The sequence below is a fragment of the Cyanobium sp. NS01 genome, assembly GCF_014280235.1.
Classification (GTDB): domain Bacteria; phylum Cyanobacteriota; class Cyanobacteriia; order PCC-6307; family Cyanobiaceae; genus NIES-981.
Map to the genome: position 1 here is coordinate 1,919,707 of NZ_CP047940.1, position 20,919 is coordinate 1,940,625.

The following is a 20,919-nucleotide window of genomic DNA, read 5'->3' on the forward strand; positions in this document are numbered from 1 at the left end:
TTCCAATAGCAGCCAGTCGGGAATGAAGCGCTCGTCAATACTTGCCCATCGAGGAATGTTTTCAAGTGAATCCGAAAAGAATTCACCGGAAGCATTAAGAAGAGCACTTGACGAAGGATTTGGAATCGAGACCGACCTCCGAGATCTTGATGGCAGGGTAGTTATTTCACACGACCCCCCCCGAGGGAATCCTTTGCCTAGTACTTTTGAGTGGCTTCTTGAGCAGGTCGCCTCGTCACCATCAGCCGGTCGCATTGGTCTAAATATTAAGTCGGACGGCCTGTCAGTAATGATTGAATCAGAATTAAAAGCCATAGGACTTGATATCGACCGATTTTTTGGCTTCGATATGTCAGTGCCAGACGGCCTTTCATATTTAAAAGGATCTCTTCCCGTGTACTCCCGAATTAGCGATTACGAACCCATGCCGGCCTTTCTAGACAGGGCCAAGGGAGTATGGGTTGACAACTTCAGCGGATCTTTTCAGCAAGTAAAGCGCGCGAAGGATTTGATAGACCAAGGGGTTAGAGTCGCAGTAGTCTCACCAGAACTACATCGTCGCAACCATGAGAGTTTGTGGAATGAAATCGTGGAAGAAGAGCTGCATCTGAGCCCACTCTTCGAACTGTGCACTGATTTTCCGGTGGAAGCAGCCAACCGATTCTGCAAGGCCTGACCCGCAATGATTAAAGCGATCCTTTTCGACATGGACGGAGTTCTTATTGATGCCAAGGACTGGCATTATGAGGCTCTTAATCGTGCGCTTGAGCACTTTGGATACACGATCAGCCGAGAGAGCCATCTTTCCACCTTTGACGGCCTGCCAACACGGGACAAACTCCGCATGCTCTCCAGCTCAAGAGGCTTACCAGAGGGCCTTCACGACTTTCTCAATGCGCTGAAGCAGGCATACACGCTGGAAATTAGCTACCAACGCTGCAAGCCGGTGTTCAATCACCAATACGCCCTTACTCGCCTCAGAAGAGATGGCTATAAGCTAGCAGTGTGCTCGAACTCTGTCCGGCAGTCAATCGAAGCGATGATGAGGCTTTCCGCACTATCCGCCAATCTTGACTTGATTGTATCCAACCAAGACGTTGAGAAGGGAAAGCCCGATCCAGAAATGTACCTTAAAGCGATGAAGAGCTTAAATGTTGAACCGCATGAATGCTTGATTCTTGAGGATAATGAACACGGCATCCAAGCTGCAGTTACATCGGGCGGTCACCTGCTCAGAATAGGCGAACCTGATGACGTGACATATCAAGCGATTACAACCCGTATCAGTGAAGTCGAGCCCGCTTAAACCCATGCAGATCCTCATCCCGATTTCAGGATACTCAGCTTTCTTTTCAAAAGAAGATTATTATTTTCCAAAGCCACTAATTGAGGTGGCTGGCATAGCAATGATTGAAGTTGTCGTCAGACAACTACAGCGTCAGTTTAAGGATGCACGTTTTATTTTTGTCATCGACCCAGAGGATGCTCGCTCGTTCTCTCTAGACCGAACTCTGCAGCTTCTCGCCGGAGATAATACAAAGATCATAGAAAAGCCTGGCCCAACATCTGGGGCACTCTGCTCCTGCTTGTTAGCAATAGATACTCTAGATATCAATGAGCCGTTGATCATCGCCAATAGCGATCAGATTATCGAAGATGACCTGGCGCAAGCAGTTGAGACTCTCAGCGCTAACGACTGCTCAGCCGGGGTAATCACCTTTGAATCAATCCATCCCAGATGGTCTTATGTCGTAGACGATGAGCAGGGCGAAGTGATTCAGACCTTTGAGAAGAAGGTTGCTTCTCGCAATGCCATTGCAGGTTTCTATTACTTCAGGACGGCCTCTGCTTTTGTTGAAGCAGCAAAGCAAGTCATCTTGAACGATGCACAAGTAGATGGTGTTTACTTCATTTCGTCGTCACTCAACGAAATTATTCTCGAGGGAGGAAGAGTTCTTCAGCTGCCGATTGCAAGCCATGCATATCATTCTTTTTATGCGCCAGGAAAGATTGCAGACTTTGAGCGATCCGCCTATGCGAAGGAGCTTAGGGAAGGCACGCTTGCTCAAAAAGCAGTCAATGTGATCATTCCAGCTGCCGGTGAAGGAAGCCGGTTTGCAAAAGCAGGATGGAAGAAACCAAAGCCATTCATTGATGTTGACGGGCAACTGATGCTGGAGCATGTCATTAACAATGTCACGCCCACAGAAGCTGCCGTTACAATCCTTCTTCGCCAAGAGCATCTTGATGCTCATCCTAAAATTGCTTATAGATTGCAAGAAAACGGCCATCGCATTACTTCGGTATCTCGGTTAACGGAGGGAACCGCATCAACCGTTCTGTTGGCAAGGCGAACGTTTGACAATGAACAGCCGATGATGGTGGCCAATTCAGACCAGCTCGTTGATTTTGACGTCAACGACTTTATTGAGGACTGCATACAGCGCAAGCTGGATGGCTCAATACTGGTCTTTCGAGATCCGTCAATGGACCCCAAGTGGTCTTTTGCGAGAGTTGATGAGGCCGGGCTTGTGCTTGAAGTAGCAGAGAAAAAGCCAATATCCGACTTGGCCACAGTTGGCATCTATCTATTCGCAAAGGGCAAGGATTTTGTTGGAGCAGCATTGGATATGATGGTTGCCAACGATCGCGTGAATGACGAGTTTTACACGTGTCCCGTCTACAATTACATGATCCAAAATGGTGCCCGAATTGGGATTTATGAAGTCCCGATGGATGCGATGTCAGGTCTAGGGACACCAGACGATCTCAACCAGTTCCTGCAGGAACGTGGTGCCTCACCATCCATTGACTCCCCGGATTGACACCGATGCACGTAATTGTTCCTCTAGCCGGCCCCGACTTCGTGCGGGCAGACGGAAGTATTAAAGCCCTAGATTCCTTTCAAGGCCAGCCTCTCCTTAGATATGCACTCGATTCCAGGCCGTGGGCTTCAAAGGCTATCAGCCATTCATTTGTTCTTTATGATTGCGAGGAAACAAGACGGTTCGCCCATGACTGCCTAAAGCAATGGTACGAGGGATGCTCTATTGTTTACCTAGATTCATTTAGCCGTGGAGCCGCAATTAGTACCCTTGCGGGTCTTTCGACACTAAATGAGTTTTGCCATCCTTTGATAATTGACTTGGCCGATATTATTTACAAAAGTAATGCAAGTATTGAACAAGTGCTTCAAGCAGGCCCAGACATAGGCGGCATTGCCTTGGTATTTCAGTCGCAAAATCCTCAATACAGCTATTTGGCAAGTGACGCTAATGGTCGAGTCGTCGGAGCAGCAGAGAAGAAAGTGATTTCAGATCAGGCATCAGCGGGCACTTACATCTTTCGTGACTGCTCAACCGTTCTAAAAGCCTTAGCCCATGCAATTGACAATGAGCCTAGCCACACACACAACGATCTATTTTATGTGTGCCCCCTCTTCAATGGTGTCATTGCCCAGGGAAAACAGGTGACACTCGAGCGCGCCTATGATATTATAGACTGTAAGTTTCATAGACCCTTATATGGCTGAGCTTCGAGAGCTTACCCAGCAATATGTGGCAGCCTTCAATGCGAAAGACATAGATGGTGTATCCGCCCTCTTGACGGAAGATTTCAGCATTACTGATCCTTCAGTTACGCAACTGGAACCCAGGGACAAGGCAATTGAATATATTCGTGGTTTATTTATGTCTAATTCAGTTTTGAGTTTTCAAGCGCTGGATATTATTGTAGGTGATGATATCACTGCCCTCCACTTTGCCCTATCTCTTGGTGAAGAGAGGTACCATGGAATTGACTTAATTAACTGGAAGCAAGACAAGATCTCTTCTATTCTCGCTTACCTTACAAAGCAGTTCTAGCCTATTTGGAGGGAAATCCAACCTTAGATTGCTTCTGAAGCAAACATATGCTAGTAGTATTTATTTATGCTTGCTACGTGCATTTTTCTTGATTAGGTCTTGCCTCTCATGCTTGACTCATCCCATCGTGCCTATTTGGAAAACTACAGCAAGAGCTTTTTGCCTTTTACAAGCTAATATGGCTCAGCATAGCATAACTGACTCTTCCAAAGCATGTCAATTACTTGTACACCAATTCAGAAATGACCAGCCAGTTACCCGATAGTCCATGGTCTTTCTTGCTAGACGTCAAGAACTGCGATGACCCTAAAGAGCAAGTTGCTCGGATCCTCAAGCGCTATCCAGGTAGAGTTATCGATCTTGAGCAGATCGCGGATCTATACTGCTCTTTAATTGCACAACAAGAAGAGCTGCTAGGTGCAATTCCTCTTGTCGAAGAACAGCTCGATTATCACAAGGACTCGGTCGGCATCAATATTACATACATCAGACTTCTCAAGTCTAAGTGCGACGATAATTCTTATCGGTTCTTATCTCTGCTCCCCTTTTTGAAGAGTAATTACCCTCTGCATTATCTAGCGCATCTTATAGAACTTATTGGCTTGCATTCTATTGAATGCGCCACAAGCAGCAATCGTTGCAGGAACAGACTTTTTTGTGGCATTGCAGTTCATGGATGCGTATTTGCACTTTTCGGTCTATACGATAATGAATTACTGCCTGCAGATAAGTTATCTTTTTTCCTTCATAAGGTAAGCAGATCATCGATATGTGTAATGTCTCCACAAGATATGAGATTGCTCAAGGGAGACATACGACAAAGAATTGAAGAAAGAAAGATTGAGCCTTGCCTCCATTCTTGGTCGACTTTGCTGAGTTTCCGCAAATCTTCCGCTCCTCCCAAGATTGCCGTACTTCTCTCCGGTCAGTTTCGTGGATATGAACGTGCCAACGAATGGCTAAAAGAGCAGTTCTCACACTACGAAAGCACATTCTACTTGGCAACATGGAATCAGTCTGGCTTTAGGAAACCAACACTTACCAAGGGAACAATAGCTCAGTTAAATAGAGTCTTTTCAAAGCGTGTCGTTGAATTCTGTTTGCGCCATCCAAATAGCGCTGTTTCATTCTTTGAGAATGAAAGGATGTTGTCTTCTCACTTGTCAAAGCCAATTGACAATGGCTATTTAGCGAAGACCTATATGAGATCTGAAATACCCCTCTGCAATCTTGTGGTCAAAGATGAATCCGAGTTTGCTGAAAAACATAAGGGTCTAATAGATGATATGTGGACAAGGCATCCGCACTATACTTGTCATTCAAAGCCCACTAACTCATCCAAGATGGTATATCTTAATCAAAAGTGTTTTGACTTAATCCCAAATAAAGGTGATTATGATGTATTTGTTCGGATTCGCCCCGATGGCTATGTCAAGAACACGAGTGTGATCAACGATGCCATTCGGGATGTACTGGATGGCACCATTGATGGATATGTCGATAGAGGTGGAGGTTTTGGGGATCAATGTATAATTGGAAACTATGAGGCTATCAACTCTTACTGCAATCTTTGGACAAGCTTTTCCACTCTAGATCTTGATAGATCTGGTTCAATAGGACATGCTACTCAACCTCACACGAGGCTAATGGATAAGTCTATATTAGACTGTATCAATGTAGCCCCAATCGAAAACCTTAATATTTTGCATGACAGCTCATCTAGAGTGTCTGACCAAGAGCTTGTTGAGTTACTAATTAGAGAATGTGAACTTGGGTCTCATGACGAACCTACATGTCTATTCCTGGAAAGACTGTTAGACCATATTAAGAGCACCTAGAAAGATCGGGATTAACAGGCATGAAACTACATTGAGAAGCCGCCAAAAGAGGTGGGATGAAGTGCACAAGCGTGCAACTACCTGATTGGAGCGGATAGCAAATTAGAACGACTTGCTTCAGTGCGACGTAGCTGCAGCCAGGCTGGAAGTGCGCTGCAGATATCGGAGGAAGTTGAATGTGAGGTTTTGAGCCCCCACCACGCCACAGTTCTTGCCAGCCCAATTTTTCTAGTCGTCTTTCCGCCCATTGGCATAGTCATGCATCCAAAAACGTGCTCAACACACGCTCTGATTACTGATTTGACGCGATTGAGTTCTTTGGCGGCCTCGCTAAGCGGATTGTTGCGCGCCCTTTTTTCGTGAATCAGGCTTTCGAAACCACCGAGACTCAACAAATCCTCGAAAGCAGGTTAGCCTGTCTCGCGTCAAGCCCCTTGGCCGTCGCTTTGCATCAACAAGTTGTTACCCATTTTCTTTGACACCTGGTAACACTGCTATCTCTTCTGGTTCTGTCTCTTTTTGCCCCCTGGCTTTGGCATCCAGCATCTGCTCCATCTCCCGCTCGATCCGCTGCAGCCGGTAACCGCGCAGCCGGCGTTGCAGGGTGCGTAGGTGACGTTCCCCATAGCGCTCTGGGTTGTGTTGGATCAGCCGCTCCAGCAGGGTTTTGGCGCGGATCATCGGCTCGGCGACCAGGCACTGCTCGATCAGCGCCACATCCGGCTCAAACGGATCGGGCCTGGAGCGCTTGCCGCTGCGGGGTTTGGGCTTGCGGCGCCTCGGCTGGCTGCTGTGCCACAGGGTCTGCAGTCCCCCCAGGAACACCTCCAGTGAACGGTTCTCAGCGGCCAGATCCCGAGCCGTCTTGCCTGACTGCTCTTGTGATCCGTTCTCACCGCTGGCCAGTACGGCCAGCTGCCCCTGGCAGCGGCGGATAGTGACAAGCAACGCCACCGGGTCCGTGCGGCGCTGCAGATCCCGCAGCGCCTCGCCTTGGCCCTGAGACAGGGCGCCGCTCTTGATCAACCGCTGCAGCGGCGCCCGGGGCGGGTGGTGTTGGCGCTTGATCCGGCCGCCATCGCGCTCACTGCTTTTGAGCTTGAACGAGGGCTGAAACAGATTGGTGAACAGACGCAGGGCCCCATACAGCTCCCCCAGCACCTGAGCGGCTTCCAGGCCCTCCAGTCGCTGGTAGCCCACCACCCGGCGCACCAGCATCCCGTTCCAGGGCCTATTAGAAGTCTGTCTCAATAGCCCTGGCCGGGGCCTCCCGCCTACGGTGTCGTGCGCGGGACCCGCTCTTGACCCTTGGCCTCTGAGCCCGCCACCACGCCTGCTGCAGCAGGCGATCTGATCAGTTTTCTCCAGGCGCTGCCGGACTGCCGCATGCGACGTGGCATCCGCTTCCCCCAGTGGTGGATGCTGCTGGTGGCGATCCTCGCGATCCTCAGCGGCCAGGGCTCGCTGGTGGGGATGGAGCGCTTTGCCAAACGGCATCGCCAGACGCTCAACGAACTGCTGGGTACTGATTTCGGCAAGTCGCCGTCGGATTCGACCTTCCGGTTGCTGCTGGCCCAGCTGGATGTGGCGGGCTTTGAAACCCTGCTCCGCGACTGGATGGCGGCCCAGACGGGCGTGGCCGAGGAGCTCGACACCCTGGTGTGTGACGGCAAGACGCTGCGGGGCTCCATCGATGAAACCGCCTCCGGCGCAGCGAAGTTCATTGCCCAGGTGAGCCTCTACTCCCAATCGCTGGGCGTGGCAATCGCCCAGACCACCTACGCCACCGATGCCAGTGGCGAGATCCAGGCGCTGCGCCAGCTGCTGGAGGCCGTCGAGCTCGACGGGGTGCTGGTGCAGGCCGACGCGCTGCATGCCAACCGCCCTTTTTCCTCTACCTCGCCCAGCGCGGCGCCGACTTCCTGATCGCCGTCAAACACAGCCGCCGCAAGGGGTTTCGGCTGATCAGAGACCGGCTCACCTATGGCCGGCGAATCCCGTGGCGCACCAGCAGACGGGAGCTGAAACGGGGCCGTGACATCACCTGGACCCTGCGGGCGATGCCTGCGCCGGAGTGGGTGGTGGAGCAGTGGCCGGGCAGCGCGACAATCATCGCCGTGCGCAGCCATGGCATCCGTGATGGCAAGGCGACAGACGAGACCCGTTACTACGTCTCAAGTCTGCGGACCGGAGCCATGGCCCTGTTGCGGCACGTCAGAGACCGCTGGTCAATCGAGAACAGCTGGCACTGGGTGCGCGACGTGCCGCTAAGGGAAGACGCCCACCGCTACCGGGAGGACAACGGCGTCCAGATCCTGGCCACCCTCCGCAGCCTGGCGATCAATGCCCTGCGGCTCGATGGGATCTGGTCGATCACCGAGGGCATCGCCGCCCTGGCTCACGACATCAAGGGACTGCTCAGACTGCTGGGGTGGCGGGAACCGGCGGAAGAACGACCCTCAGGGTGACTTCTAATAGACCCTGGCATCCCGTTCTTCTGCTCCACCCAGGCCTGGTCGTTGCTCTGGTAGGCCCGCGATCGGGTGAGCACGATCTGATGACCAGGCCGGTCGCACCAGGCCTCCATCAGACTGTTCATGAACACCGGATCGTTGTCCGCATCGATGCCCCGCAGCGGGAAGGGCAGTTGCCGGCGGATCAGCTGCAGGGCCGTGAGCACAACAGCGCCATCGCGCACCAGGATCGGCACGCTTTCACTCCAGCCGGTGGCGATATCGGTCGCCACCAAGGTCCACAGGAACGGTCCCTGCATCCGCCCGCCGCAGTGGGCCACCAGGTCGATCTCCAGCCAGCCGGGCTCGTGGTGGTCCTCCCAGCCCTTGAACGTGCGCACCGGCACCCGCCGACGCACGCCGCTGTAGGCCCGCGGTGGGCGCCGCCAGTTGTTGCCGCCACTGGCCTTGCGAATCGGTGCCAGCAGCCGATCGATCGTGGCGCTGCTCATCGCCAGCACCTGCTCGCGCACTGCCGGCTCCAGAGACAGGTGGCCGTGTTGCTCCAGCGACTCCACCAGCAGCGGCAGAAGGGCCGCCAGGCGCTTGCCGCACAGCCGATCGCTGGCTTCCCAGAGCGGCACCAACGCCGCTGCAGCCTCCGGGCCATAGCGACGGCGGGGGTGGGGCTTGGGGGCCTGCATGGCCTCGCCCTGATCACCAGAGGCCACCGCCGCGCCGGCAGCGGCAGGGACCTTCCGGTTGAGTAGCCGCAGCAGGGACTTTCGGTGGTATCCCGTGATCCCCTCCAGCTCATCCAGCAACCGGCGCTTGCCGGCAGCACTCAGGCCCCCGTAGCGCTGGCGGGACGCCTCCATAGCGGCCCGTCTGCGCTGCGGATCAGGGTCGGCCAGCCCATCCCCACGCCTTCCACTCGCTACCCCGCTCGGCATGGCCACCACTACGCGCCAGGCATTGATGCAACAACATTAGGCTGGTAACCAAAGCAACGATGCAATGCGCCGGTCAACCTGATTGTCGCCGGACATTAGCCTCAAACATCTCGAAGATCTCCTCGATCACACCCGTCTTTCGTAGTCTCTCTCTGAAGAAGGCGACCGTGGTTGCATCGGGAATGCTGTTCATCACGCCAAGACCGACAAACTCCTCGAAGGAGCGCCTGTCGTTGACTGGCCGGATGAGGACTCTCATTCACCCTAGACCGATTTCCGGGGTCAACGTCAGCTAACTGAGCAATCCAAGGGTTTCCACAAAAGCTCACGCAAATGAGTCCGTATATTTGGTATGCAACTATTTCTATGTCTTGAGTCTAGTCATGTCTATCTTTTTTTAAATATCCATCTAAGCAATCGCTCCAGTAAACAGGGGTTCCAGCAACATTAACATACTTCGCAAAGACTAGTTCCGAAGGCGCCAGTCTATTGCCAACAAAGACAACTACCGCATTGCTTCTGTAGCAGCACTGATCACCCAGTAAAACAATATCACCAGGCCCGAGATGCAATATTTGTGAGTAATCTGTCGCAATATGGGTAGCAAGAACCGTTTCTTTTAGTCTTTCACGATCGTTCTTTAAAAAATGTAGAGCGTCAACTCTTTTCGACCAAGAAGCATCAGACTCTCCTCTGCTTCTTATGATCACGGGAAATGATTCAAACCTATGAAGACCTGATGATTCTTTTAGTGTTTTGAGATTCACTGGAATTTTATTGATTAGTCCCGAGACATAGAATGTCTCGAAGAATTCCATTATGCTCCCGAGAGAAAGCATCGGATTACGCGGTCCGCAGAAAATAAGATCACTTTTTGCGTATAGGTAACTTTTGCGGCTCGAATCCTTGCCAGAAACACATGCTGCCGCCAGGCTGAGTAATGAATCAAAGTCCTTATACTCATAATCTGTTCTAATCTTGAAGATAAAATCAAACTCGATTTTGCAGTCCTCCTCAGACTTAATAATCATTTCACATGCCATCTTATATTTTAACCATTGCCGCATGTTCTGCTGACCGTTAGCGATAAGTTCTTGGTCCCTGCATTCATATTGGCTGCCTTCAATATAAGATACGGTGACATTGTCTAGACAGTCGAACATGTCTATCTTCCCTTCTTCGCTCTTATGGGTGACTACAAATAGATGAGTCTGGTAATTGGATTTAGCTATCTGCCTGACAATCCTCAGATTTGTGTCAAGACAGCGTAGTAAGCCAGGAATCATTACTGCTATATTCATATAATGCGTAGGAGGATTCTTTCCATTATGTATTGCTGGGCATGCTATAGATATGTGCCAATTGTTGTGCGAGATGCATATAGAATGAGTTGGTCTCTTCCATTTTCAAGATCCGCAAATAAATCATCAAGTTCGCAAGGTGGCAAGATGGCATTCTTTGCTATCTCCATAAGCACTCTCCTTGATGGTATGAGGTCATTATTCTGTACAGGAGAACTATCTGGTAATTTGCCATTCGAAAGGAGATTAGCTAAACTCTGTCTAACCATGAATGGAACTTCAAGAGATATCTCTTCACAGGCTGGAAGGTTGTTGATCAACTCTAATACTAATTGATTTAAAGCCGGGTACGAAGAATTTACTGAGTCTTGAGGCGCCTTTATCACGCTGGGGTCTAGATTAAGAATTTTGCAAAGCTTTTCATGAGGCATACAAGTTTGTTGATCGTCAACATTAATGCAATGCATGCGATATCCTCCTTTCTCGGCAATCTTGATCAGTCTTGTAAGATATCCAAGAGAGAGGTCGTTGGATGTCAATAGGTTCAGCCAGTCATCTTTTCTGCTGAATTTCATGGGATGTCCCCACTTAAGCCTTTCTTGAAAAAGGCTAGATATCATTTTGCGAAAAGGTCGTATTGTAAGTACTATATTTACTTCGCAGTCTTTTGCAAGCAAGGCAAGCTCTTTTTCTAGAATCTCAATCTCGGCATCAATAAGTACTTCAGAAGAAAAAACTATATTCTCTATGGAGTCATCTGATGAGAATCCATCCTTGGCATATTTGTCAAGGATACCTGTCTCATTTTTTCTGTCTTTACCTTGGGCAACAACTTTCGCTGCCAGATTTGCTTGTCCAGGACCCATTCCCCACTGACCATAATAAAAACCCTTTGCTGCGAGCTCGCGCGAGGAGTCTTTAAGCGCTGTCTGAAGAAAAGTTGTTGCTGTTTTATGAAGGCCAGCGTGTATGTATGCCTTTGGGGTCATCGGTGAAACGTTGGGAGTTTGCGTTTGAAGCTGTTGCTTGTCACTTTCCTGAAGGCGGACTTAAATGAGTAATCATGGAGTATTCAAGAATATCGAAAACAACTTTTTCCGAGAATATTTTGCTCATGAATTGCGCCAATCGCTTTTATGTGCCAATCAGCTTGGCGCGCGTCAATGTAACTCAATATTCCAGTAGCTATAGCCGCCGCATGGTCGGAGTCGTTATTTCCAATCATAATTGATGAGCGTGGGTTAAGATCAAGCTCGTTACAGGCTTGAACAAGCATGCCTGGTTTCGGCTTTCGGCAGAATGAGTCTTTTTTATAGGCTCCGACACCGTGAATCGGGTGGAAAGGACAATGATAGATCCGATTGATAGTAATGTCAAGTAGGCAAAACCTATTAAGCATGTAACTTGTTACACGCCTGAAATCCTCATGTGAATAATAACCCCTCCCAATCCCCGCCTGATTCGTCACAACCACAATCTTCATTCTCGCTTTTTGAGCGGCCCTGCATACATCAAAGATCTCTTCTCGAAAGTGAAAGTCTTCAATCTTATGCACATACCCATAGTCTTCATTGATGACCCCATCGCGATCCAGGAACAAGGCTCTGTTCATGGCAACACCTCCGCAGCACGTTTCAGATCATCGGGCACGCCGATATCGATAAAAGCTCCTTCACAAGCTGTGCCGCACAGTCGTTCTGCAGCCAGGCGCTTCGGGAAGTAATCGGTCTCGATCGAAAAGACAGCTTCAGACCAGGCCGCAATGGCTTCGCGATGGAGCACGTAGATGCCGCCATTGATCAAGCCAGGCCCCTGGGCTCCCTTTTCCGCCAGTGCCACCACCCGCCCACTGGCATCCAGCTGCACAGCCCCGTAGCGACCCACATCCTCCACACGCCGGCAGGCCATCAGATCCGATCCGGCTGGGGTCTGCGCCACCAGTTGGCGGTAGTCCACATCGAAGAACGTGTCGCCATTGAGCACCAGCAGCTGCTCACAGGCGATCACCCGCGCCGCTGCACGGATCGCTCCACCGGTGCCCAACGGGGTTTCCTCCACGCTGTAGCCCAGTTGCATCCCCCCATAGGCGAGTCCCAGCGCCTCTTCCGCCATCTCCCCCTTGTAGCCAGTGAGCAGCGTGGCCGCCTGGAACCCCGCCTGGGCCAGCTGGTCGAGCAGGTGGGTGATGAAGGGCCTGCCGGCCACCTCCGCCAGCACCTTGGGGCGATCAGCCACCACACTGCGCAGCCGGGTTCCCAGGCCGCCGGCCAGGATCAGCACATGAACCGCCATCGCTGGGCTCATGGGGCAAACACCCGCTGCTCCACCATCTCACATATGGTGTGGCCCATCAGCAGATGGCCCTCCTGGATCCGCGGAACACAGCTGCTGGGAACCCGCAGCAGCTGGTCGCAATAGGGGGCCATGCGCCCCTCGCTTGCTCCCGTGAGCCCCACCGTGGCCACCTCCAGCTCCCTTGCCACCTGCAGGGCCTTTACGATGTTGGGCGAGTTGCCGGAGGTGGAGTAGGCCAACAGCACATCCCCCGCCTTGGCCAACCCCTGCACCTGCCGGCTGAAGGCCTGCTCATAGCCATAGTCGTTGGCGATGGCGGTGAGGATCGAGGTGTCGGTGGTGAGCGCCACCGCCGGCAGCGGGTTGCGGTCAAACATGAAGCGGCTCACAAACTCGCCAGCCATGTGCTGACAGTCGGCCGCGCTGCCGCCGTTGCCGGCAAACAGCAGCTTGTTGCCCTTCGCCAGGGCCTGCACCACCAGCTCCACCACCGCCTCCAGGCTGCTCTGGATGCTGGCGTCGGCGGCCAGCTCGGCGTAGGTGCGGGCGGCATCTGCAAACGACTGGGCGATCGAGGGCGGCATCGTTCAGATCCTCCAGGCCTGGGCGCCGTGTTCGCTGAGGCAGCAGAAGTTGGTTTCACCCCCGGCCTCCAGCAGGGCGCGCCGCAGCTGGATCGCCCTGGAGGGATGGGTCATGAACAAGATGAAGCCACCGCCCCCAGCGCCCGACACCTTGGCGGCCTCAGCCCCATGCTGTTGGGCCAGGGCAATGCGCTCATCGATCACAGGGCTGCTCACCTTGCTGGAGGTCTGCGCCTTGTTCTGCCAGCTGCGGTTGAGCGACTCCCGTATCCCGTCACGGTCACACTTCAGCACCGCCTCCTTCATCGTGCGCGCTTCCTGCTTGAGGTTGTGCAGGAAGTTGAGCTTCTCGCTTTGCTGCTCGTGGGCCGCTTTGGTTTGATCTTCGATCACCTCAGCCGATTGCCGCGACACGCCGGTGAAGTGCAGCAGCAACGACGATTCCAGCTCACAGCGGAACCAATTCTTCACCCGCAGAGGATTCACGATCGTGCGGTCGTGCTCAAACTCAATGAAGTTGAAGCCGCCAAAGGTAGCCGAATACTGATCTTGCCGCCCCCCTGCCAGCCCACAGTCTTCCCGCTCGATCGTGTAGGCCAGCTCAGCGATTTCGTAGTCGTCGATCCCCAGGTTGAGGGCCTCCACAAAAGCCTTCACCATGGCCACCACCAAGGTGGATGAACTACCCAAACCCGAGCCAATCGGTGCATCGCAGTAGGTGCTCAGCCGGCAGGCAAACGGTGTAGCGCTGTTGAAATCAGCAACGATCTTGTTGTAAACGGCTTGATGCAACAGCAACTGACGCGGCAATTGTTCGACCGGCGTATCTCCGTTGATCTGTTGATGCAGGCCCGAATCAAGCGCTTCGGCGATAAAGCCGTCGTCGCAGCGCGACAGCTCGGCATAGGCGTAGCGATTGATGGTGGTGTTGAGCACAGCACCGCCATGCACACTGTAAAAATCTTTGATGTCTGTGCCGCCGCCGGCCAGCCCCACCCGCAGGGGGGCTCGGGCACGCACAAGCCTTGGCAGGACGCTGCTGGTCATTAATCTAGCTTACTACAGTTCCAATGGGGCTGGAAAGACCGTTGCAGCAATTGTGCGTTAGCGAACATGCAAGGCCTGCATCGCTCAGCCGGCATCGATACGAGGCAACAGCATGCTGAGCTCGCGGCGGTCTGCGGAGCCTGGCGTTTCGATGCGGTAAGCGGGGCTTAACTCAAGTGCCGCAACAGAAAGGGGTTTAGTGGCAGGAAAGTGAATCACAAATGAATTCATTCCTGGCTGTACGCGCTGCACAAATGAGAGGGTCTCATTGCCGTCGTACAACACATCCACATGCACTTCCATTGCATCGTGATAGATCACCTTCTCCCCTTCAGGCAAATAGCCGGCAATTGAGAGCTCTCTGGCTTGATTGGGAATCGAAAGGATCAGCTGGTTGTTGCGAACCAGCCAGCCATCGTGCTCAATGCCGTAGCTGGCAGGCATCAGGGTACAGCCACTGAACTTTGTCTCCGTTCTTTTTTGCAGGAGGGTCTGCGCTGCTTCTTTATCTCGCATCGCCGGACCGATGGCCTGCTTGAACACTGTCTGAATGCGACCGAGATTGAAGCGGTCGGCCACATAGCTGCGGGCTCGTTTGCTGTTCTCGATCCAGGCAGAACGATCTCGGTGGAACACCTGCTGAATCGCTGAGGCAAACTTCTGGGCTGTATCGCAAGTGAAATAGATGCCCTGGGGAGCATCTTCCATTCCTTCGATTCCGTATTCAGAGCCAATCACCGTATGGCCAGCGGCAAAGGCCTCCACGACCTTGCCCTTGATGCCTGCTCCGTAGGGCAGTGGAGCCAGTGACACGGCGGTTTGCCGCAGCAGCTCTTCGAGCTTGGCATCGGAAGCAAAGCCATGGAACACAATCAGAGAATTGGATTCGAGCTTGGCCTTCAGCTCATCCGGGCAGCGACTACCAACAACATGAATGCGCACCCCTGGATCGAGCAGCGGCAGCACATGATCCACCAGCCACTCGATGCCGATCCGGTTAGGGGTATGGCCAAAACCGCCAACAAACAGCAGATCCTTCTGCGCCATTGATCCGCCATCAGGCGGCACACCGGCGGCGCCATCAGAAGCCACCTGGATCGCATAGGGGCAGATCGTGGCCACATTGCCGTGCGCCGGCTTGAGGAGTGCTTCTTCTTTGGGCGAGCACGTCAGTGCCAGATCCACCTTGCGAATGATCCGCTCCTCATCCGGCGTGAGCAGCTCAGCGCCGGCGAGATCGATCGGCGTACCCCATGCGGCGCCTGCAAAGGCCAGCTCCAGATGCTCGCGCAGGCCATGCATGTCGTGCATGTAATACAAGGTCTTGGCGGCCGGGAACTCCTCGGTGAGCAGGTCGATGTAGCGCTTGGTGATGTGCGGCCTATTGAAGAGGATGCAATCCACAAAGCGCAATTGCTCTCGCAGAATCTGCTCGAGCTGATTGGCCACGTAGTTGCCATGAAGCACCATCACCCCCAACGCCTCAAGATTTGAGGTGTAGGGTTGGTGAGCTGTAAAATTCTCTGGCAGGAAGACCACGTTGTAGCCCAGCTGGATCAGCGCTTCACAGAAGGCCTGCACCGTGCGGCTACCGGCATCCTTATCGGGCTGCGGCACGTAGTGATCCACCACCAGCACCGTCTTGTGCGTGCGCAGGCGGTGGTTACTGGCATGGAGGATGTCGGCAGTGCTGCTCAACCCTCGGGTGAGGATGGGCAACTTCCACTTTTGATTCAGCTTTTGCAGATTGATCTTCTGATAAGCCTTAAGCCCCTTCTCTACATCTTTAGAGTTGCTCAGCCCCTCAAAGTGAATAATTCGCGATTGTGGCTGCACCCACACCTGCTTGCCAAGGGCTCGGATCTTGAAGCAGAGATCAGAATCCTCGCAGTAGGCAGGGATGAACTCCTCCCCGAATCCCTTCACCTGCACCCACAGGTCACGTTGCACCGCCAGCGCGCAACCGGACACGTAGTCGACCTCGCGGGAGTAATTCACTTGATAGACCTTTTCCTTCTCAAAGTTGCGACCAAAGTTCCAGCACTCCCCATCCGGCCAGACGATCCCGCCTGATTCCTGGATCTCGGAATTGTGAAACAGCACCTGGCTGCCAACGACGCCCGCTTCTGGCCTGAGCTGGAAGGTGGCGACAACCTGATCCAGCCAATGATCGAGAACAACGGTATCGTTGTTCAAGAAGTAGATGTACTTGCCGCGCGCGTGCATGGCGGCATTGTTGCAGTTGCGGATGAAGCGTCCATTCGACTCCATGCGCACATGGCGCACCCATGGATTGAGCTTCAGTAGCTCGGCTGTCTCATCGGTGGAGCAGTCATCCGCAACGATCACCTCAAACGGAACGCTGTTGGCGGCCGCTGCAATGCTTTTCAGGCAATTCTGCAGCAGCGGCCACAGGTTGTAGACCGGGATGACAACCGAAACAACAGGGTCAGCCGTGCAGAGCAGTGGTCGAGGGATCGCTACTACTCCATCGATGGCCGAGAGGTAGTACTCCAGTAAGAACCTGGCTTCTGGATCATTCTCGGTGCATTCCAGCACTGCCTTCCAGCCTGGCCGCTCACGCACAGGCACGAGCACGGGCCTGTTGGTGAGAGCAACCCAGTTCGTGGGGACGCTATCCCTGGCCTGCTGTTGATCCGTTTCAAAGCCCAACACGCCACTGAGAACATTCATCAGTGGTGCTGAGCCGATTCGCCCCTGCACGGTTGCCTTACGCAGCAGGTGACAGGCAGAGGCCAACGACGACCCGGCCGGCTGGGCAGCCAGAAAATCCTGGCTCAACTGGTTTGCGGATTCAATGCGACCAGACCAGAGGTTGCTGGCAATCTGCAGCAGCTGCCATTCGGCAATGTTGATCACCCCTCCTGTGACCAGGCCATCGAGCTTCTGTTGGGCGGCCTGCTGTTGGTCATCGAGCAACAGGTCCATGTAGGCGCGGATCTCACTGGCCTTCTCACCCGCCGCCTGCAGAACGGTGCGCCACTGGGCATCGGGCGGTGCAGTGGTCCTCTCCTGCTCTAGCTGCTCCCACAAGGCTGCGTTCCAGGGGTCGTCCAGAAGTTGCTGTTGGATCGTGGCCATTGCTGGGGTGTAATCAGATGGAGAGCCTGGATTGAATCGAGACCGAAGTTGAGATCTACACGGCTACCGCTGGGCCTCAATCACCAGGACGCCAGGCAGGTCAGATCCAAGAATCCCGTGCCTCCAACTGCAGATGTGATGAATGGCTGTCATCTTGAACCCAGCGCGCTGCAGTTGATCAAGAATTTCCCATCCTGGAATGCGATACACCAAGGAGCCGTGGTCAGGACGTACAGGGTCACCGTGGTGTTCGGGTTCGCCGATCATATCAGGCTCTCCCGTCTCTTGGTTCAAGCGGGCTTTGAGAATGGAGTCCCTCTGGCCAAAGGCTAGTGGACAGGTTGCAATCAGTCGTCCTTCTGCTTTCAGAACACGGTGGATTTCGGAGAACGCCTGACCGAGGTCTCTGACGTGCTCGAACAATTCATTGCAGAGCACCAGGTCGAATGTCTGGTTTGAGAAGGACAGTTCACACAGGTCTTGATGGGGAATATCGCTGACGGGAATTTCCGATTCTTCCAAGAATTCGCTGCAGATCAGACCTTGATCGCCGACGCGCCGGCGCATCCAGCTGGCAAAGCCACTGATGGCCTCCACGAGATAAATCTGTTGTTGCGCCAAGGCTTCGACAGAGCCGTAGGTGCGCTCCACCACTTTCAGCACGGCACGATTGCGGCTGAGCAGACCATTGGCAACAACGCCCTCGCGGTAATTGGTGCCCGAGAGATCAATGGCGCCCGGTGGCACGTAGGATCCCGTCAATGGCTCAATCATTCCGAGCCTCTGAATGACAGCGAGGCAGTCCTCCCGGAGTGCGCCTTGATGCAACAGAGAAGGAATATTTGGCTTGAACTCGGCAAAGTCGAAGTAACTCTTCTGATAGCCCTGCAAGCCAAGCACCGCCTCGCTCGGCATTAACTTCGGTCGAGCTGATGATTGCACCAAGGAAGCCCTCACCATTGTTTGGGGAGCCTAAGCAGTCCTGGTGGTAACTGCCAATGAATGCCCGAGGCCTGTTTGTCACCACTGCGACACCCCAGCATCTCTGCCCCTGATCCCCATGGCCGCCCCTGCTCGCTGGTGGCGTACCTCGGGCTGATCACGGCAAGCTCCGAAAAAACGCCGTCCGCTGCGCCCGCCCACCACCGGCCCAGGGCCACCAGGGTGCGGTGAAGGCCTCGTCATGCGCCCACAGCTGCAGCTCCCTGGCCGTGATGGCAAAGCCGGCGGCCTGGGCCCGTTGCACCAGCTGCGCCAGGTCGGCCGCTGCGCCGATCTGGGCTTGCAGGGCTGGGTCAGCCGCCACCGCTTGCAGGAACTGCCGCAGGGCAGGGCTCTTCATGGCCTACCCCCGGTCGCTGGTCGCTGGTCGCTGGTCGCTGGTCGCTGGTCGCTGGTCGCTGGTCGCTGGTCGCTGGTCGCTGGTCGCTGGTCGCTAGTCGCTGGTCGCTGGCGCATTATTTCCGCAATCACGCGCAGTCAATGCCAGTTTCTACCGATATTACCCCAGTTGTTGGTATGCCATCGCACCTATGCAGAACATGCATGCCTAGGGCTGTTTGGGGCCCTGGCCCGATGGCAGTGCTGCTCCGCTCTGCGTAGCGTTCCAGCATGCAGCTCTACGCGGAGCCCACTGAGCTCACCGCCCAAGTGAGTGCCCTGCTGGCCAGTGAGACAGCGCCCTCGTCGGTCGCACTGCTGCAGTTGGCCCTGCTCTGCCTGCAAACCGGCCACCCCGAGCAGGCCGCTCGCCTGCGCCGCAGCGCCCTGCTCAGCGCTGAGCACCAAGCCGAGCTGCAGAGCCTGGAGCGCAGTGATCCGCTCAGCCTCTACAGCAGCTGGAAAGCTGCGGCCACCAGCGGCTGGCAGGCCGCGCTCAGCCCCGATGCCCTGCTGCGCCTGGGCCTGCTACTCAGCTCCTGCGAAGGCGACGCCCTCACCCGCCTGCACAGCGATCTGCAGGAGGTCTTCGGGGAGGCGATGCTGCAGGCGGACCTGCTGCAGGCCGTGCAGCTGTGGGACCAGCTCTGCCGCCGCTGCCCCGACTGGAGCTGGGCGCGGCTGATGGCCTGCGACCTGGCCCTGCAGGCCGAGCAGCTCGAGCTCTGCCACCACCACCTCGAAACCGCCCCGGCCGCTGAGCGCCGCAGCATCTCGCTGCTGGATGTGGAGGCCCGGCTGCGGTTGCAGCAGCAGTTCGTGCAGGAGGCGCTGCGCTGCTGGGATGCGGCGATCGAGCAGGCCCGCGCCGAGCGCCAGTTCAAGTGGGCCTCGGCCCTGGTGAACCGCCGCCACGCCGCCAAGATGGCCGACCTCAAAAGCCGCGCCAGCCAGACCATTCCCTACGAGGCGGAGCTGGACCGGATCTCCAGCTTCCTCACCTCGGTGGCCGATCGCTACGGCATCGCGCTGCCGCCGCCCAGCCCATCGAGCCACGGCTCTCAGAAGCTGGTCGCTGTGTCAACCAACCAATTGAAGGGCAGTCGCACCCAGTCATCAATCGAATAATGGCTGACCTGGCGGGGATCCAACACCACGTTGTGATCCGTTGTGCTGATCACCGATGGCACCCGCAGCCCACACACGTGCTGGCCATCAGCAGCTGCACGATCAACGGCAGTGATGAATTCGCGGCCGATGCTCTGAGCATTCGGGCCAACAGGGCGCACGTTCCAGTTGGTAGGAAGGATCAGGCCCAGATCATCCAGGTCCACCACCGACCCGTCGGGAATCGACAGGGCCGCGATCGTCAGTTCAGTCAAGGTCTGCCAGCCCGGTCGACTCACGACTTCCAGAATGGCCAGTGACTGAACCTCTGCTGCATAGAGAATCGGGCAGCGCCTGTCGTTGAAGCGCCAGCCATCTCGGGCCACGGATGCCTGTGTGTCCAGGGGATCAAAGGCATCTCGGGGGCGCCGGCTTGCGCGATACACCAGCATCCCGAATCTCAGAGGGGGCCGCCTTCTGCCTGGGTGTGCAATTCATTGAGCACAAGCCGCTCGCCATCACCTGTCTTCACCAGCTCGGCTGGGGTGGAGCCACCTAGTGCGAAGTTGGGCGTGTGCATATACGCTCTCGCTGCAGCGAAGCTACCCAGCACATCGGCCGCTGTCACCGTGACCCGTGCAGCACGCAGTGCTCGCTCACTGGCGGCGGTGTCGAGCGGATGGCCCAGCCTGGCCTTGATGGTCTTGAAGCTCAGCCCAAAGAACCCCTCTGCATCGCTGAGGGTGTTCAGGAACATCGAGGACGACACCAAGAGCGACTCTCCCGCCAGGCCAGCCGCCAGGCGGCGATGCACGGCCATCGGCTCCAGAGGCTGGCTGCCAAGGGTGCTCTGCTGAGCCAGCGCTGCTTCTGTGAGCTGCCAGACGCTGGCGAGTTCCACCTTCTTGAGCTCACGCACCCGGGCCTGCAGGGCCTTGTTGTCGAGCACCTCAAGCACCCAGGCATCGATCAGCGCGGGTTCCATCCCGGCTGCGC

Annotated in this window: 21 protein-coding genes and 1 pseudogene; 8 read left to right on the forward strand and 14 right to left on the reverse strand. The window is 54.8% G+C overall.

Annotation, left to right across the window (positions count from 1 at the left end; genetic code table 11):
• Positions 1 to 22 precede the first annotated feature (22 nt).
• The 6 genes from CyaNS01_RS09940 (at position 23) to CyaNS01_RS09965 (ending at position 5,701) form a co-directional block, all read left to right on the forward strand.
• Positions 23 to 676 (forward strand): phosphodiesterase, encoded by a 654-nt coding sequence (locus CyaNS01_RS09940; protein WP_186696945.1) that lies wholly within the window; start codon positions 23 to 25, stop codon positions 674 to 676.
• 6 nt (positions 677 to 682) lie between these two features.
• On the forward strand, positions 683 to 1,306 hold the full coding sequence (locus CyaNS01_RS09945; RefSeq protein WP_186696946.1) for an HAD family phosphatase: 624 nt from the start codon (positions 683 to 685) through the stop codon (positions 1,304 to 1,306).
• Positions 1,307 to 1,310: 4 nt separating this feature from the next.
• The gene (locus tag CyaNS01_RS09950) at positions 1,311 to 2,825 is read left to right on the forward strand and encodes a glycosyltransferase family 2 protein (protein WP_186696947.1); all 1,515 of its coding nucleotides are present in this window, start codon (positions 1,311 to 1,313) and stop codon (positions 2,823 to 2,825) included.
• A 5-nt stretch (positions 2,826 to 2,830) separates the two neighbouring features.
• Positions 2,831 to 3,532: a hypothetical protein gene (locus CyaNS01_RS09955; protein ID WP_186696948.1), complete on the forward strand. Its 702-nt coding sequence runs from the start codon at positions 2,831 to 2,833 to the stop codon at positions 3,530 to 3,532.
• Positions 3,525 to 3,863 carry a nuclear transport factor 2 family protein gene (locus tag CyaNS01_RS09960; protein ID WP_186696949.1) on the forward strand — a complete coding sequence of 113 codons (339 nt, stop codon included), beginning with the start codon at positions 3,525 to 3,527 and terminating at the stop codon, positions 3,861 to 3,863. The genes CyaNS01_RS09955 and CyaNS01_RS09960 overlap by 8 nt, the downstream gene beginning before the upstream one ends.
• Positions 3,864 to 4,105: 242 nt before the next feature.
• Entirely contained in the window at positions 4,106 to 5,701 is a 1,596-nt protein-coding gene (locus tag CyaNS01_RS09965; protein WP_186696950.1) for a hypothetical protein, read from the forward strand.
• Positions 5,702 to 6,163: 462 nt separating this feature from the next.
• Here the strand turns inward: CyaNS01_RS09965 and CyaNS01_RS09975 are convergent, their stop codons facing one another.
• Positions 6,164 to 6,919 carry a hypothetical protein gene (locus tag CyaNS01_RS09975; protein WP_186696951.1) on the reverse strand — a complete coding sequence of 252 codons (756 nt, stop codon included), beginning with the start codon at positions 6,917 to 6,919 and terminating at the stop codon, positions 6,164 to 6,166.
• A gap of 90 nt (positions 6,920 to 7,009) precedes the next feature.
• Here CyaNS01_RS09975 and CyaNS01_RS14615 point away from each other — a divergent pair.
• Positions 7,010 to 8,169: pseudogene (locus CyaNS01_RS14615) on the forward strand (ISAs1 family transposase).
• On the opposite strand, the gene CyaNS01_RS09990 reads toward CyaNS01_RS14615, so the two are convergent.
• From CyaNS01_RS09990 to CyaNS01_RS10040, 11 genes are all read right to left on the reverse strand, one after another.
• On the reverse strand, positions 8,100 to 9,032 hold the full coding sequence (locus CyaNS01_RS09990; RefSeq protein ID WP_225875626.1) for a hypothetical protein: 933 nt from the start codon (positions 9,030 to 9,032) through the stop codon (positions 8,100 to 8,102). The pseudogene CyaNS01_RS14615 and the gene CyaNS01_RS09990 sit on opposite strands and share 70 nt — an antisense overlap.
• 148 nt (positions 9,033 to 9,180) lie before the next feature.
• Entirely contained in the window at positions 9,181 to 9,366 is a 186-nt protein-coding gene (locus CyaNS01_RS09995) for a transposase (RefSeq protein WP_225875627.1), read from the reverse strand.
• A gap of 118 nt (positions 9,367 to 9,484) precedes the next feature.
• Positions 9,485 to 10,270, reverse strand: a complete 786-nt coding sequence (locus CyaNS01_RS10000; protein WP_186696953.1) for a hypothetical protein — start codon at positions 10,268 to 10,270, stop codon at positions 9,485 to 9,487.
• A gap of 182 nt (positions 10,271 to 10,452) precedes the next feature.
• Positions 10,453 to 11,397: a hypothetical protein gene (locus CyaNS01_RS10005; protein WP_186696954.1), complete on the reverse strand. Its 945-nt coding sequence runs from the start codon at positions 11,395 to 11,397 to the stop codon at positions 10,453 to 10,455.
• 83 nt (positions 11,398 to 11,480) lie between these two features.
• A complete protein-coding gene (locus CyaNS01_RS10010) occupies positions 11,481 to 12,020 on the reverse strand; it encodes a D-glycero-beta-D-manno-heptose 1,7-bisphosphate 7-phosphatase (protein WP_186696955.1) in 540 nt (179 codons plus the stop codon).
• Positions 12,017 to 12,712: a nucleotidyltransferase family protein gene (locus CyaNS01_RS10015; protein ID WP_186696956.1), complete on the reverse strand. Its 696-nt coding sequence runs from the start codon at positions 12,710 to 12,712 to the stop codon at positions 12,017 to 12,019. The genes CyaNS01_RS10010 and CyaNS01_RS10015 overlap by 4 nt, the downstream gene beginning before the upstream one ends.
• Positions 12,709 to 13,287, reverse strand: coding sequence for an SIS domain-containing protein (locus CyaNS01_RS10020; protein ID WP_186696957.1), 579 nt, complete (start codon positions 13,285 to 13,287; stop codon positions 12,709 to 12,711). The genes CyaNS01_RS10015 and CyaNS01_RS10020 overlap by 4 nt, the downstream gene beginning before the upstream one ends.
• Positions 13,288 to 13,290: 3 nt before the next feature.
• Positions 13,291 to 14,334 (reverse strand): dehydrogenase, encoded by a 1,044-nt coding sequence (locus tag CyaNS01_RS10025; protein WP_186696958.1) that lies wholly within the window; start codon positions 14,332 to 14,334, stop codon positions 13,291 to 13,293.
• A gap of 84 nt (positions 14,335 to 14,418) precedes the next feature.
• The gene (locus CyaNS01_RS10030) at positions 14,419 to 17,436 is read right to left on the reverse strand and encodes a glycosyltransferase (protein ID WP_186696959.1); all 3,018 of its coding nucleotides are present in this window, start codon (positions 17,434 to 17,436) and stop codon (positions 14,419 to 14,421) included.
• A gap of 63 nt (positions 17,437 to 17,499) precedes the next feature.
• Entirely contained in the window at positions 17,500 to 18,351 is an 852-nt protein-coding gene (locus CyaNS01_RS10035) for a class I SAM-dependent methyltransferase (RefSeq protein ID WP_186696960.1), read from the reverse strand.
• Positions 18,352 to 18,535: 184 nt separating this feature from the next.
• Positions 18,536 to 18,778, reverse strand: a complete 243-nt coding sequence (locus tag CyaNS01_RS10040; protein WP_186696961.1) for a Nif11-like leader peptide family natural product precursor — start codon at positions 18,776 to 18,778, stop codon at positions 18,536 to 18,538.
• Positions 18,779 to 19,047: 269 nt separating this feature from the next.
• Between CyaNS01_RS10040 and CyaNS01_RS10045 the strand changes: the two genes are divergently transcribed.
• Entirely contained in the window at positions 19,048 to 19,944 is an 897-nt protein-coding gene (locus CyaNS01_RS10045) for a hypothetical protein (protein WP_186696962.1), read from the forward strand.
• Here the strand turns inward: CyaNS01_RS10045 and CyaNS01_RS10050 are convergent.
• Both CyaNS01_RS10050 and CyaNS01_RS10055 read right to left on the reverse strand, forming a co-directional pair.
• Positions 19,878 to 20,375 carry an RES family NAD+ phosphorylase gene (locus CyaNS01_RS10050; RefSeq protein ID WP_186696963.1) on the reverse strand — a complete coding sequence of 166 codons (498 nt, stop codon included), beginning with the start codon at positions 20,373 to 20,375 and terminating at the stop codon, positions 19,878 to 19,880. The genes CyaNS01_RS10045 and CyaNS01_RS10050 overlap by 67 nt on opposite strands.
• 8 nt (positions 20,376 to 20,383) lie before the next feature.
• The gene (locus CyaNS01_RS10055; protein WP_186696964.1) at positions 20,384 to 20,908 is read right to left on the reverse strand and encodes an MbcA/ParS/Xre antitoxin family protein; all 525 of its coding nucleotides are present in this window, start codon (positions 20,906 to 20,908) and stop codon (positions 20,384 to 20,386) included.
• Between the last annotated feature and the right edge of the window lie 11 nt (positions 20,909 to 20,919).